This is a genomic window from Streptomyces nigra (assembly GCF_003074055.1).
Lineage (GTDB): Bacteria > Actinomycetota > Actinomycetes > Streptomycetales > Streptomycetaceae > Streptomyces > Streptomyces nigra.
The window spans coordinates 1486115-1499234 of record NZ_CP029043.1; the positions used below are offsets into that span (position 1 = coordinate 1486115).

At 73.0% G+C, this 13120-nt stretch carries 11 protein-coding genes and 1 pseudogene; 6 read left to right on the forward strand and 6 right to left on the reverse strand.

Features of this window, described 5'->3' with window-relative positions:
- Positions 1-274 precede the first annotated feature (274 nt).
- Positions 275-1963, forward strand: coding sequence for an aa3-type cytochrome oxidase subunit I (ctaD, locus tag DC008_RS06900; protein WP_108706180.1), 1689 nt, complete (start codon positions 275-277; stop codon positions 1961-1963).
- On the opposite strand, the gene DC008_RS06905 is transcribed toward ctaD, so the two are convergent.
- The 3 genes from DC008_RS06905 to DC008_RS06915 all read right to left on the reverse strand — a co-directional run bounded on the left by DC008_RS06905 (position 1945) and on the right by DC008_RS06915 (position 4216).
- Positions 1945-2328 carry a hypothetical protein gene (locus tag DC008_RS06905; protein ID WP_108706181.1) on the reverse strand — a complete coding sequence of 128 codons (384 nt, stop codon included), beginning with the start codon at positions 2326-2328 and terminating at the stop codon, positions 1945-1947. The two genes, ctaD and DC008_RS06905, sit on opposite strands and share 19 nt — an antisense overlap.
- Before the next feature lie 69 nt (positions 2329-2397).
- Positions 2398-3690: an ABC transporter substrate-binding protein gene (locus tag DC008_RS06910; protein WP_108706182.1), complete on the reverse strand. Its 1293-nt coding sequence runs from the start codon at positions 3688-3690 to the stop codon at positions 2398-2400.
- A complete protein-coding gene (locus DC008_RS06915) occupies positions 3665-4216 on the reverse strand; it encodes an MTB12 C-terminal domain-containing protein (RefSeq protein WP_108706183.1) in 552 nt (183 codons plus the stop codon). Before DC008_RS06915 ends, DC008_RS06910 begins: the two co-directional genes overlap by 26 nt.
- Before the next feature lie 155 nt (positions 4217-4371).
- Between DC008_RS06915 and DC008_RS06920 the strand changes: the two genes are divergently transcribed.
- Genes DC008_RS06920 through DC008_RS06930 form a run of 3 tightly spaced genes read left to right on the forward strand, consistent with a single transcriptional unit; the run spans position 4372 to position 8179 of the window.
- Positions 4372-4845: a hypothetical protein gene (locus DC008_RS06920; RefSeq protein WP_108706184.1), complete on the forward strand. Its 474-nt coding sequence runs from the start codon at positions 4372-4374 to the stop codon at positions 4843-4845.
- Positions 4845-7502, forward strand: coding sequence for an ABC transporter permease subunit (locus DC008_RS06925; protein WP_108706185.1), 2658 nt, complete (start codon positions 4845-4847; stop codon positions 7500-7502). Before DC008_RS06920 ends, DC008_RS06925 begins: the two co-directional genes overlap by 1 nt.
- Positions 7499-8179, forward strand: coding sequence for an ATP-binding cassette domain-containing protein (locus DC008_RS06930; RefSeq protein ID WP_108706186.1), 681 nt, complete (start codon positions 7499-7501; stop codon positions 8177-8179). Before DC008_RS06925 ends, DC008_RS06930 begins: the two co-directional genes overlap by 4 nt.
- Here the strand turns inward: DC008_RS06930 and DC008_RS36235 are convergent.
- Both DC008_RS36235 and DC008_RS06940 read right to left on the reverse strand, forming a co-directional pair.
- Positions 8109-8921: a transglycosylase family protein gene (locus tag DC008_RS36235; protein ID WP_108706187.1), complete on the reverse strand. Its 813-nt coding sequence runs from the start codon at positions 8919-8921 to the stop codon at positions 8109-8111. The genes DC008_RS06930 and DC008_RS36235 overlap by 71 nt on opposite strands.
- 112 nt (positions 8922-9033) lie before the next feature.
- Positions 9034-9711, reverse strand: coding sequence for a LysM peptidoglycan-binding domain-containing protein (locus tag DC008_RS06940; protein ID WP_108706188.1), 678 nt, complete (start codon positions 9709-9711; stop codon positions 9034-9036).
- Between the two features lie 544 nt (positions 9712-10255).
- On the opposite strand from DC008_RS06940, the gene DC008_RS06945 reads away from it, so the two are divergent.
- Together DC008_RS06945 and DC008_RS35900 are read left to right on the forward strand one after the other, a co-directional pair.
- Complete coding sequence (locus DC008_RS06945; protein WP_055622759.1) at positions 10256-11038, forward strand: hypothetical protein; 783 nt, start codon at positions 10256-10258, stop codon at positions 11036-11038.
- 121 nt (positions 11039-11159) lie between these two features.
- Positions 11160-11512, forward strand: a pseudogene (locus DC008_RS35900) (hypothetical protein).
- Between the two features lie 51 nt (positions 11513-11563).
- Here the strand turns inward: DC008_RS35900 and der are convergent.
- Positions 11564-13042 (reverse strand): ribosome biogenesis GTPase Der, encoded by a 1479-nt coding sequence (der, locus tag DC008_RS06955; RefSeq protein WP_108710589.1) that lies wholly within the window; start codon positions 13040-13042, stop codon positions 11564-11566.
- Positions 13043-13120: the final 78 nt, after the last annotated feature.

The window sequence follows — 13120 nt, forward strand, 5'->3', positions numbered from 1 at the left end:
AGGCATTCGAACGTAATTCCCGCGTGTCGTCCGGGGGCCCCGGAAGCGCGGCGCGAGAGTTCCCGCAGAACTGCCTCGGCACTCCTTTTCCCGGGATTTCGCGTGGGCTCCGGCAGCCGGTGCCGCACGAAAAGTACATGGTTCTACCACAGAACCTCCGTACGCCCTCTGTCGCGGCACCGCCGACGCGAGCATCATGGCGTGAGCTCGCGTCGGCGCGTGCGGCGCGGGTTCAGAGGGCCCGGGGCACGGCGAGCGAAGGGGCGAGCGAGCGATGGGGACGCAGACCGTACCGGCGACGGCACGACCCATGCGGAGCGAGAGGCCCGGCGGCCGGGTGGTCGTCGACTGGCTGACCACGACGGACCACAAGAAGATCGGCCATCTCTACCTGATCACGTCGTTCGTGTTCTTCCTGGCCGGCGGTGCCATGGCGCTGCTGATGCGGGCCGAGCTGGCCCGGCCCGGGACGCAGATCGTGAGCAACGAGCAGTTCAACCAGCTCTTCACCATGCACGGCACGATCATGCTGCTGCTGTTCGCGACGCCGACCTTCGCGGGGTTCGCCAACGAGCTGATGCCGCTGCAGATCGGCGCCCCGGACGTGGCCTTCCCCCGGCTGAACATGTTCTCGTACTGGCTGTTCCTGTTCGGCGGGCTGATCGTGATGGGCTCGCTGATCGTGCCGGACGGGCCGGCTTCGTTCGGCTGGTTCGCCTACGCGCCGCTGAACAGCCTGGAACGCTCCCCCGGCATCGGCCCCGACCTGTGGATCATGGGCTTGGCGCTGGCCGGCTTCGGCACGATCCTGGGCGCCGTCAACTTCATCACCACCATCATCTGCATGCGCGCGCCGGGGATGACGATGTTCCGGATGCCGATCTTCACCTGGAACACGCTGTTCACGTCGATCCTCATCCTGATGGCGTTCCCGGTGCTGGCCGCCGCGCTGCTGGTGCTGGAGGCGGACCGCCGGTTCGGCTCGGTGGTGTTCGAGGCGGGCAACGGCGGGGCGTTGCTGTGGCAGCACCTGTTCTGGTTCTTCGGGCATCCCGAGGTCTACATCATCGCGCTGCCGTTCTTCGGGATCGTCACGGAGATCATCCCGGTCTTCAGCCGAAAGCCGATCTTCGGCTATCTGACGCTGGTCGGCGCGACCATGTCGATCACCGGGCTGTCGATCGTGGTGTGGGCGCACCACATGTTCGTCACGGGCGCGGTGCTGCTGCCGTTCTTCTCCTTCATGAGCTTCCTGATCGCGGTGCCCACCGGGGTGAAGTTCTTCAACTGGACCGGGACCATGATCAAGGGCTCGCTGTCCTTCGAGACCCCGATGCTCTGGGCGACGGGCTTCCTGGTGACGTTCCTGTTCGGCGGTCTGACCGGGGTGATCCTGGCGTCACCGCCGCTGGACTTCCATGTCTCCGACACCTACTTCGTGGTCGCCCACTTCCACTACGTCGTCTTCGGCACGGTGGTGTTCGCGATCTTCGCCGGGTTCCACTTCTGGTGGCCCAAGTTCACCGGGAAGATGCTCGACGAACGGCTCGGGAAGATCCACTTCTGGACGCTGTTCGTCGGGTTCCACACCACGTTCCTGGTGCAGCACTGGCTGGGCGCGGAGGGCATGCCCCGCCGGTACGCCGACTATCTGGCCGCCGACGGCTTCACCGCGCTGAACACCGTCTCCACGATCGGCGCGTTCCTGCTCGGCCTGTCGACGCTGCCGTTCCTCTACAACGTCTGGAAGACGGCCCGGTACGGCGAGAAGGTCGAGGTCGACGACCCCTGGGGGTACGGCCGCTCGCTGGAGTGGGCGACCTCCTGCCCGCCGCCCCGGCACAACTTCACGACGCTGCCGCGGATCCGCTCGGAGTCACCGGCCTTCGACCTGCACCATCCGCAGCACGCGCTGGAGGCGCCCCAGCCCGAACCGCCGTCCCATCAGGCGGCGTCCTCCTGAACACGCCCTAACCGGCTCTCCACGCTCAGATTCCCCTGCCGGGTCACGTACGGGACACGGGAGGCCGACGGGTGGACGTCCATGGCGCCCGAGACCACCCGGGCGTCCGGGTCCTCCGCCGTGACGCTGGCGTAGGCGTCCCAGTGGCCCTCGGGCAGGACGACGCTGCTGGGCAGGGCCGCGCGCAGCCGTCCGCGGGCCGCCGGGGCGAGCGGCAGGGTGACCTCCTCCGGCCCCTCGCGGTGCCGCAGCACGAGATGGGCCGTGTCGTTCGCCTCGGGCGCGGTGACGTCGAACGTCAGGCCGCCCGCCGAATCGGCGATGCAGTCGGCGCGCAGTGGTGCGGCCTGCGGCACGGTCGTCATGCGCTGCGGTTCCTCCTTCGGGTCGGGGCCTCGTCGGTTGGACCGGTGACAACGCCCTTTGGTTGCCCCTCAGGGCCGGTACGGCAGCTGCGGCACCTCGAAGCACGTGCGGTTCATGTCTCCCTGGGACACCCAGCCCTCGCCGTCCTCCCAGCGGGCCACCGACAGACAGGTGCGGCGGGTCTTCGGCGGCTCGGGCAGCCGCTCGAACGTGACGGGCAGCAACAGGCCGCCGGCGGTGAACCCCTGGCTGCGGTTCATGTGGTCGTCCACGCACGCGCGCGTGACGCCCCGCGCCGCGCACGCCTTCGCCGCGTCGGTGAACCAGCGGGCCGCCGCCCAGCCCTCCAGCTGCCACTGGGAGCGCGTCGGCAGCTTCTTCGTCGCGTCCCGGAACTCGCGCACGGCCGGGTGGCCGGTGTCCTCGAAGTTGCGGGACGAGCCGGTCGCCCAGAGCGCGTTGCGGCAGCGCGGGGCGTCCTTGTAGTCCTCGGCGACGGTGGACGTCCAGTTCTGCACGTTGGTGACCTTGGCGGTGACGTCGGCGCCGACGTCGTCCATCGCCTCGCACAGCCGGGCGTTGCCGTGCCCGTCGATGGCGTCGAACACAAGGTCGGCCCCCTGCTCCTTCAGGTCGGCCGCGGCCGCGCGGAAGTTGGGCAGCGCGAAGTCGACCTGCTCGGTGACCACCTTGTAGCCCTCGGCCTTCAGGCCGCGTCCCACGAGCCGGGCGTAGGCGGCGGACGCGGGCTGGTTGTACGACACGACGGCGGCCGTCCGGGCGCCGTGCTCGCGCTTGAAGTAGCGGTAGACCTCGGTGCCGCCGTACTGGACGCCGTCCCAGCCGGTGGTGCCGTCACGGGGCGCGAGACTGCCGTAGACGCCGTACAGATGCGGGTAGGTGTCGTAGGCGGCTCCGATGGGCTGGCCCCCGATGTCGGGCACACGCGCGCGGGAGACGCGCGGTGCGCCCGCGTAGTCGAGTGCCGTGGTGGCGACCAGGGCGACGACCTCGTCCTCGTCGACGAGGCGGTGCACGCACTCGTTGTTGCCGACGCCGCTGCCGCCGTCGTCGCACAGCCGGACCTCGACGCGGCGGCCGTCGACGCCGCCGCGCGCGTTGAGCCGGTCGAACCAGGCCCGGGCGCCGTCGCGCGGGCCGGTGAAGGCGCCGCCCCCGACGGGGCTGGTGGCGCTGGTGATGATCCCGACGCGGATCGGGGTGCCGTCGGCGGGCCGGGACGCGCCCTCCCGGTCGCGGTGCTCGAAGTCGCTCTCCGGCAGCCGGCTGCCGCAGGCGGTCCCGAGGGCGAGCACCATCACGGCGACCGCCGCCTCAACACCCCGGGATCGGCGACCCATTGCCGCTCATCTGGACCAGCGCGCACAGCGTCTTCGTGGACACCTTCCAGGTGCCGTCCTGCTCGACGGCGGTCCCGGACGCGTCCGGCAGGGCCGTGGTGCCCTTCAGGGTCAGGTCGTACGTCACGTTCGCCTCGGTGGGCGAGGTGAACTCGACCTTCGAGACCTTCGCCTGGACCTGGCCGCCGCGCTCGTCACCGCTGAACGCCCGCAGGACCGGCGCCATCCGGTCGCCGTTCTCCAGGACGGCCTGCTTGTCCTCCAGGGACGTCTTCGGGTCGAAGAACTTCTGCCAGTTGTCCTTGATCTCCGTGACGGCGGCCTGCGCGTCGGCGGGTGCCGTGGCCGCCGGGGACCGTCCGGTGCGTTCGGCGGTGGGGGACGGCGGGGTCGCGCCGCCGCCTCCACCGTCGTCGTCGCTGCACGCCGCGACGGCCGGTCCGAGGACGAGGAGCAGGGCGGCCGCGGCCGCCGTCCCCCGTCCCCTGCGTGTGCCGCTGTGCCTGAGGTCGCTCCCGAGAACCATCTGGCTCACCACCGGGGTGTCGATCCGGGCCGTGGGCGCCCGGTGCTTTCAGGGTCGGCTTGCACGAGGCATAGTGCAAGCCATTGGCTGACATGGACAGGCACATGCGTGGAGAGCCGGCGCATGCACACCGACGCGACGTGTGGGAGCCAGCGATGCGGACGATGCGACTGCGGACCGTGCACCCCGTGCTGTGGGCCGGCTGGGCCGCGCTCGCCGCGGGCGCGGTGCTGTGCGTCCTCGGCTGGTACGGCGTCTCCGGCGAGCGGTTCGCCGAGCGGCAGCTGCCGTACCTCGCCTCCTGCACGGTGCCCGGCGCCGCCCTGATCGTCGCCGGATCGGTGCTGATCACCCATGGCCGGGGCGCGCTCGCCGCCGCGCGCGTGGAGGAGCTGTACGGCCTGCTGGTCGCCGCCGAGCCGGACGACACGGAGCCGGGAACGACGTCGGCCGCGCCGCTCGCGGTCAGCGGGGACCTGCTGATGGTGCCCGGCGGCACCCTGTGGCACCGCGCGGACTGCCCGCTGGTCGCCGGGAAGGCGGAGGCCGTGCCGGTGGACGCCAAGCTCGTGCGCGGCGGGGAGTTGAGCCCTTGCCCGATCTGTGAGCCCGCCGAAGCGGACGACTGATGTCCGGCCTGACCTACGACCTCACGCTGGCCGGGCTGTCCGTCGGCGCCGCCGCCGCGCTCACCGGCATCGGGCTGGTCGTCACCTATCGGGCGACCGGTGTCCTGAACTTCGCGCACGGCGCGATCGCCATGGTGTGCGCGTATGTGCTGCGACAGTGCGTGGTCGAGTGGGGCTGGCCGCTGTGGGCGGGCGCGACCGTCACGCTCCTGGTCCTCGCTCCCGGCATCGGGATGGTCCTGGAGCGGCTGGTCTTCCGGCCCCCGGCGATGGCCGGCAACGATCCCGCGCGGACGCTCGTCGCGTCCATCGGCGTGTTCGTGTTGCTCGTCGGCGGGGCGGCGCTGCTGTGGGGCCGGGGCGCGCGCGAGGACGCGCCCCGGCTGCTGCCGGCGGAGCCGTGGGGGCAGCTGGGGGCGGCGCTGGTGCTGGCGGCGGGCGTGGGCGCGGTCGTCCGCTGGACCCGGTTCGGCCGGGAGCTGCGGGCGGTGGTGGACGACCGGGAGCTGGCGGTCCTCACGGGCGTCGACGCGGACCGGGTGGCCGCGGCCGGATGGGCGTTCGGCGCGTTCACGGCCGGGCTGACCGGGGTGCTGCTCGCCCCTGCCGTGCGCCTCGACCCGTACGGACTGCCGCTGCTGGTCATGGAGGTGGTGGCGGTCGCGGTGGCCGCCCGGATGCGGAGCCTGCCGGTGGCGGTGGCGGTCGCGCTGCTCATCGGGGTGGCGCAGAGCCAGCTGACCCGGCTGCACCCGTCGGGCTGGGCCGCGCCGCTGGTCCAGGCGGTCTCCACGAACCTGTTCGTCGTCGCCCTGCTGGTCGCGGCCCTGGCGCTGCCCAGGGTGGGCACCCGCGACGCCCTCCCCCGCCCCGCGGCCGCGCGCCGGCCGGTCCCGGTGGGCGTCTGGATCGTGGCGGGGGTGCTGTTCCTGCTCCCGCTGGGCCTCGCCGGTTCCGACCTGCACACGTCGGTGCAGGTGCCGGCCCTGGCGGTCGTCCTGCTCTCCCTGGTCGTCGTCACGGGCCGCGGGGGCCAGATCTCGCTCGGGCAGGCCGCCTACGCGGGTCTGGGGGCCCTCTTCACGGCCCTGCTGGCGGCGGGCCGCTTCCCGGGCCTGCCCCGGCTGCCGGAACTCGCGGCACTGCTGGTGGCGGTGGTCCTGGTCGCCCCGCTGGGCCTCCTCACGGGCTGGCCGGCGATCAGCCGCCGGGGCCTGGCCCTGGCGCTGGTCACCTTCGCGGTGGGCGTGGGCGTCAGCCGCTTCGTGTTCGCACAGCCGTACGCCGTGTCCGGGCTCTCCCTGGGCCGCCCGGCGGGCTTCGACGACGACCGCGCCTACTACGTCCTCGAACTGGTGCTGCTGACCGCCGCCCTGCTGGCGACCTGGCTGCTGCGCCGGGGGCGCACCGGACGGGCGCTGGCCGCCATGCGGGACCACCCGTCCGGGGCGTCGGCGGCGGGCGCGCGGGTGCCGTCCCTGAAGCTCCTGGCGTTCGTCACGGGCGCGGCCCTGGCGGCCCTGGGCGGCGGCATGCTCGGCATGGGGCTGCGCGCCTTCGACCCGGGCGCCTACGACCCGGTGCGCAGCCTGCTGTGGTTCGCGGCGGTGATGGTGCTGGGCGCCGACAGCACCCTGGGCGCCCTCGGTGCGGCGGCCCTCCTGGTCGGCCTGGACGCGGGCACCCGGGGCGGCCTGGCGGCGGCCCTGATCGGCGTACTGGCGGTACTGGTGGGTCGCCTGCCCGGAGGCCTGTACGAGACGCTGCGCACGGTGGGACGACGGAGGGGCGGGACGGCCCGGCTGACGGACGTGGGCACCCGGACCCGGGACCTGCTGCGCCGGACACCGGCACCCGCGACGGCTCCCCCGCCGACCGGACTCACCCCTTCACGGGCCGTCCACGCGCCACCGGCGGTGACCGCACGACGTGAGCGCACGCGCGTAGAGCCGTCCGCCCCGGCCGTACTGGAAGCCCGCGGCCTCCGCGCCCGCTACGGCGGCTTCGTCGCCCTCGACGACGTCGGTCTCACCGTGCCGCCGGGCTCCGTCACCGCGGTCGTCGGACCCAACGGGGCGGGCAAGAGCACCCTCTTCCACTGCCTCGCCGGCACCCATCACCCCGCCCGTGGACGGGTCCTGCTCGGCGAGCGGGACATCACCCGGCTGCCCGCGCACGCCCGGACCCGGCTCGGGGTCGCCCGGACCTTCCAGCGGCTGGCCGTCTTCCCGTCCCTCACCGTGGCCGACAACGTCCGTGTCGGCGCCGAGCAGGGCCGGGTGCCGGACCCGGCGGCCGTCGAGCGGGCGCTGCGGCTGCTGGGCCTGGACGGCCCCGTCCGCGCGCTGCCCGCCGCAGGTCTCCCCACCGGCACGCTCCGGCGGGTGGAACTCGCCCGGGCGCTCGCGGGCGGCCCGCGCGTCCTCCTGCTCGACGAACCCGCCGCCGGACTCGACACGGCGGAGGTCGCCGCGCTCGCCCGGATCCTGCGGGCCCTCGCCGCCGACGGGACGGCCCTGCTCGTCGTGGAGCACGACCTCGACCTGGTCTCGGACCTCGCCGACACCGTGCACGTCATGGCGGCCGGCCGCGTCGTCGCCTCCGGCCCGCCGGGCCGGGTCCTGGACGCGGCGGAAGCCCTGGAGGCCCCCGCATGACGACCGTCTCCCTGCGGCACGCGCGCGTGCGCTACGGCCCGCTCGAGGCCCTGCACGGCGCGACGCTCGCCGCCGCCGGGCCGGGCGTCACCGTGCTGCTCGGCCGCAACGGCAGCGGCCGTACGACCGTGCTGCGCGCCCTGGCCGGGGTCGTGCCCCTCGCGGCGGGGGCGGTGGTGTGGGACGGCGTGGACGTGACCCGGACGCCCGCGTACGAACGGGCCCGCCGGGGCATGTGCCTGGTGCCGGAGCGCCGGGCGGTGTTCGGCTCGCTCACCGTGCGCGAGAACCTCGAACTCGCGTCGCCCTCCCCCGATCCGGCCCTGGAGGCCTATCCCGCGCTCGTCCCGCTCCTCGCGCGCCGCGCCGGCACGCTCTCCGGGGGTGAGCAGCGCATGCTGGCGCTGTCGCGCGCGCTGCTGTCCCGCGCGCGGGTGGTCCTCGTGGACGAGCCCACGCAGGGCATGTCTCCGGCGGTGGCCGCCCGGACGTACGAACTGCTGGCCGGCCTTGACGCGTGCGTGGTCGTCGCCGAGCAGCGACTGCCGCCCGCCCTGCGGGAGCGGGCGGCAGTCGTGCACGAACTGCGCCGTGGGACGGTCGTGTTCAGTGGTGAGACCAGTGAGTACCGGCGCCGTTCTGCGGCACGGGCAGGAGGGTCGACCCCCTCGGCATGAGCAGCAGCGCGCCGGGGATCAGCAGGTCCTCCAGCCTCCGGTCGGGGTAGGCGGGCTGGTTCGCGCCGGTCTCCTTGCCGGGCTCGACTCCCTGTTCGGTCTTCGGGGACTTGCCGGTCCCGGTCGCGGACTCGGCGGGCTTGGCCGGCTTCTTCGGCTTGCTCGCTGTCGGCGCGTCACCCTTGGCGGGCTTCCCGGCCTTCGCGGGCTTCTCGTTCTTGGCCGGCTTCTCGTTCTTCGGCTTCTCGGTCGTGGGCTTCTCGGTCTTGGGCTTCGCCGGCTCGGTGGTCTTGGCCGGCTTCCCGGGCTTCTTGGCGGCGGGCTTCTCCAGCGTCATCCGGCCGGCGAGCCCGTACCGCCGGGAGCACTGCGGCCAGGCGCCCCAGCCCTGGACCGCCACCACCTTGACGGCGATGGTGATCTGCTCGTGGCGGGAGGCGAGATCCGCGCGCGGGGCGAACTTCAGCCCGCCGAAGGCCTCCCAGGTGGACTGCGAGAACTGCAGCCCGCCGTAGTGGCCGTTGCCGGTGTTGATGTGCCAGTGGCCGCCGCTCTCGCACTGGGCCACACAGCCCCAGGGCCACTGGTCCTTGGCACAGGACAGGGACGCCGGTTTGGGCGGCGGCCCGGACATATGTGGTGCGGAGGCCCCCCGGGGGGCGTACGTGGCCTGCGACGTCCCCGGGGTGACGGCGGTCAGCAGGACGGCGGCCAGGGCGATGGTCAGCGGTGCGTTCTTCATATGAGCACGCTAGGCAGCTCATCACGGCGGTCCCGGCGCGGCGCGTCCGAGGGCGGCCGGGCCCCACCCGGTCGGCGGACCGGGCGGGGCCCCGTACGAGGGTGTGCGCGGTTCAGAGTTCGAGTCGCTGCCCCGGCACGATCAGATCGGGGTCGCCGCCGATGACGGCCTTGTTGGCGGCGTACAGCCGCTGCCAGGTGGTGCCGTGCCGGGCGGCGATGCCGCTCAGCGTGTCGCCCGCGCGGACGGTGTAGTCGCCGCGCGAGGAGTCGCGCGCGGTGTGCCCGGGCGTACGGTCCGGTGTCCGCGCGGGAGTCGACGGCGCCGTCTTCCTCGGCGGGGCCGCCTTCTTGGCCGGGACGGACGGGGAGGAGGCCGCCGGGGCGCTCCCGTTGGCGCCGGCACGGGCCGAACAGGTGGGCCAGGCCTGCCAGCCCTGGGCACGCTGGACCTTGGTGGCGACGGCTATCTGCTGTTCCCTGGAGGCGCCGTCCGCCGTGGGCGCGTACGCGGTGCCGCCGTAGGCACGCCAGGTCGAGGCGGCGAACTGGAGTCCGCCGTAGTAGCCGTTGCCGGTGTTGATGTGCCAGTTTCCGCCGCTCTCGCACTGGGCGATGCGGTCCCACACCCCGCTGTCCGCCGCCGCGGCGTCACCGGTGGCGGTCAGCAGTCCGAGCGGGGCGAGCAGGGCCGCTCCGGCGAGGACCGCCTTCGCGCGGGTCCGGTTACCGCCCGGAGCCTTCGGCGCCTTGCGGACGTCGTGGTGAGTGGTATCGGCACATTCGGACATATGGTTCCCTCTCCGAGGACCCGGGGTCCTCGGGCGGTACGCCGCCGTACGCGCCATGGGACGCGTGGCCGGCGCCCGTCCCGTCCGCCGTGAGGCCGGTGCTGGGTTCCGGCCGATGTCGCAGGCCGGTCGGCGGACTTGCCCGGGCGGTGCTCGGTGCACACGGCGGAGGAATCTAAGGAGCCGGGCCGCCCGGCATCAACCAACTCCTCGTCGTGCCAGGCCAGTTCGCCGTTACCTCGGGTATCGGCGATTTTCGGCCACCCACTTCATTCCGCGATTTCGGGATTTGTCGACCACCACCCGCGCCCGCCTGTGACGCACCACACGCAACCAACTCCCGTACATTTCCCTCTACTTGACGATGAGTAGGCGATTCCGGACCGATGGTGACCGAGTGCGTCGGATGGTTCGATTCCGTTCGCCCTGATGCGTGACTCCCGCCACAGATCGCCCGTTGTCTTCTTCATGAGCCCGGGACCCGCCCGGTTCACGGGCCGGGAGCCACCCGGCCCCGCCACGCCACATCCCGAGGGAGCCATCCGTGCCGCGCATGCTCGACGTCAGCGACGAGGTACGTGCCGAGATCGGCGACGAGGAAGCCGACCGGCTGCTCGCGGGGGAGAACGCCCCGGGCAGCTACGACTGCACGTCCTGCCGCACCCCGGGCGACTCCGGACAGGAGCGCACCAGCACCGTCCTGTTCATCGGTGAGGAGACCGCCGTCCTCGCCTTCGCCCACGCCACCTGTCTGCCCTCGCAGGTCGTCCAGGTCACCGAGGACCAGCTGCGGGGCGCGGTGAAGTCCATCACCGGCGACCGTGTCGACCCGGAGCCCGAGCGGGTCGCCCCCGAGCAGGCGGTGCTGGGCGTGACCAGCGGCCTGGTGCTGATCGCCGGGGAGCTGCACCCCGCCCTGGTCGTCGAGCCGACCGGCCCGATCGTGCGGCCCGGCGCGACCGGCTCGGGCGACGACTTCCTGCCGCTGCTGATCGAGCAGGGGTTCATGCCGGCGTCGGAGCTGGCGGAGGTCCCGCCGGTGCTGCACGGCTGGTCCGTGCTGCTGGCCATGGGACAGCTGCACGCCGTCCTGCAGCCGGGGCCGAATGGCGGCCAGCCGGTGGCCTGGTGGCAGGCCCACCAGCCCCTCCAGGTGACCGAGGGCTGGCGGGCCGCCGCCAACAAGCACCAGCAGGTGCTGATGTTCGCGGCTCCGGTCGGCTCGATCGGCCGTCAGCCCCGGGAGGACCTGCTGCGCGGCGCGCTGGACAAGGCCGCGGCCAACGGGCAGCTGGTGGCGGCCGCGCTGCCGCTCGCCGGTACCTGACCGCGCCCGTCCGAGGACCCGTCACCGTGCGGCCCACGCAGCTTCAGGACGGTGCCGGCGCGCGCCCCTTTGGTGCGTTCACCGGCCGCATCCCTTCCGGTGCCGGGTCGTTTGGACATACGTGCATGCATACGACGTTCCCCGCCGCCAGGGCGGCTCCTCGCCCACGCCGATCTACGACGCGCTCTACGCCGAGTACGTCAAGTCCTTCCGCTCCCTGCCGGGAGACCGCAGCGGCGAGGAGGATCTGGGGTTCGTCGCCTTCGGGAACATCCAGCGGGGTACGGGCACCTACGGCGGCCACCGCCCGGGGTCGTTCAGCAGCTCGTACAGCGCCTACAGCGCGGGAGCGCACAGCGCCCGGCACCACGGCGGCGGTCCGCAGCCGCAGTGGCAGCGCGTCGGGCACATCGGGCCCCAGACCGGGGGATGCACCACGTCCCCGCGGCACTGCCACCGGCACGCCGGGGCTGACGGCATGGCGAAGGGGCGGTCCCGAGTCGGGACCGCCCCTTCGCCGTGTGGTCACTTCTTCTTGCCGCGCTTCTCGCGTACGCGCACGGAGATGTGGATCGGCGTGCCCTCGAAGCCGAACTCCTCGCGCAGCCGGCGCTCGATGAAGCGGCGGTAGCCCGCCTCGATGAACCCGGAGGCGAACAGCACGAACCGCGGCGGCTTGGTGCCGGCCTGGGTGCCGAAGAGGATGCGGGGCTGCTTGCCGCCGCGGATCGGGTGCGGGTGGGCGGCGACCAGCTCGCCGAGGAAGGCGTTCAGCCGGCCGGTGGGGACGCGGGTCTCCCAGCCGGCGAGCGCCGTCTCGATCGCCGGGACCAGCTTCTCCATGTGGCGTCCGGTGCGGGCCGACACATTGACCCGGGGCGCCCAGGAGACCTGGCCGAACTCGGTCTCGATCTCCCGCTCCAGGTAGTAGCGGCGCTCCTCGTCGAGGTTGTCCCACTTGTTGTAGGCGATGACCATGGCGCGGCCGGCCTCGACGGCCATCGTCACGATGCGCTGGTCCTGGACCGAGATGGACTCCGAGGCGTCGATCAGGATGACGGCCACCTCGGCCTTCTCCACGGCGGCCGCGGTGCGCAGCGAGGCGTAGTAGTCGGCGCCCTGCTGCAGATGGACCCGCTTGCGGATGCCCGCGGTGTCGACGAACTTCCAGGTGACACCGCCCAGTTCGATGAGCTCGTCGACCGGGTCGCGGGTGGTGCCGGCCAGCTCGTTGACGACGACGCGCTCCTCGCCCCCCACCTTGTTCAGCAGGGAGGACTTGCCGACGTTGGGGCGGCCGATGAGGGCGATGCGGCGCGGCCCGCCGGCGGACGTACCGCCGAAGGTCTGCGCGGGCGCGGTGGGCAGCACCTCCAGGACGGCGTCCAGCATGTCGCCGGTTCCGCGGCCGTGCAGCGCGGAGACCGGGTGCGGCTCGCCGAGCCCGAGGGCCCACAGGTAGGCCGCGTCGGCCTCGCCGCTGGGGCCGTCCACCTTGTTGGCGGCCAGCACGACGGGCTTGCCGGCCTTGCGCAGCAGCCGTACGACGGCCTCGTCGGTGTCGGTGGCGCCGACCTTGGCGTCCACGACGAACACGACGGCGTCGGCGGCCTCGATCGCGTACTCGGCCTGGGCGGCCACGGAGGCGTCGATGCCGAGGACGTCCTGCTCCCAGCCGCCGGTGTCGACGACCTTGAAGCGGCGGCCCGCCCACTCGGCCTCGTAGGTGACGCGGTCGCGGGTGACGCCGGGCTTGTCCTCGACGACGGCCTCGCGGCGGCCGATGATCCGGTTGACGAGGGTCGACTTGCCGACATTGGGCCGGCCGACGACGGCGAGGACGGGCAGCGGGCCGTGCCCGGCCGCCTCGATCGCCCCCTCGACGTCCTCGAGGTCGAAGCCCTCTTCCGCGGCGAGCTCCATGAACTCCGCGTACTCGGCGTCGCCAAGCGCTCCGTGGTCGTGCTCCTCGCCCGAGCCCTCGGAGTGGATGTGGTCGTTCATGAAGTCCGTACCTTCGTTCATCGTGGTGATCGGTGGAGCGGCGGGTGGTCCACCCGCTGATCCACTACTCAGTGTCGC

Excerpts from the sequence above, each read along its gene's own strand:
- ctaD (WP_108706180.1), top strand. The coding sequence starts at position 275 with ATGGGGACGCAGACCGTACCGGCGACGGCACGACCCATGCGGAGCGAG.
- DC008_RS06905 (WP_108706181.1), bottom strand. The coding sequence starts at position 2,328 with ATGACGACCGTGCCGCAGGCCGCACCACTGCGCGCCGACTGCATCGCC.
- DC008_RS06910 (WP_108706182.1), bottom strand. The coding sequence starts at position 3,690 with ATGGGTCGCCGATCCCGGGGTGTTGAGGCGGCGGTCGCCGTGATGGTG.
- DC008_RS06915 (WP_108706183.1), bottom strand. The coding sequence starts at position 4,216 with ATGGTTCTCGGGAGCGACCTCAGGCACAGCGGCACACGCAGGGGACGG.
- DC008_RS06920 (WP_108706184.1), top strand. The coding sequence starts at position 4,372 with ATGCGGACGATGCGACTGCGGACCGTGCACCCCGTGCTGTGGGCCGGC.
- DC008_RS06925 (WP_108706185.1), top strand. The coding sequence starts at position 4,845 with ATGTCCGGCCTGACCTACGACCTCACGCTGGCCGGGCTGTCCGTCGGC.
- DC008_RS06930 (WP_108706186.1), top strand. The coding sequence starts at position 7,499 with ATGACGACCGTCTCCCTGCGGCACGCGCGCGTGCGCTACGGCCCGCTC.
- DC008_RS36235 (WP_108706187.1), bottom strand. The coding sequence starts at position 8,921 with ATGAAGAACGCACCGCTGACCATCGCCCTGGCCGCCGTCCTGCTGACC.
- DC008_RS06940 (WP_108706188.1), bottom strand. The coding sequence starts at position 9,711 with ATGTCCGAATGTGCCGATACCACTCACCACGACGTCCGCAAGGCGCCG.
- der (WP_108710589.1), bottom strand. The coding sequence starts at position 13,042 with ATGAACGACCACATCCACTCCGAGGGCTCGGGCGAGGAGCACGACCAC.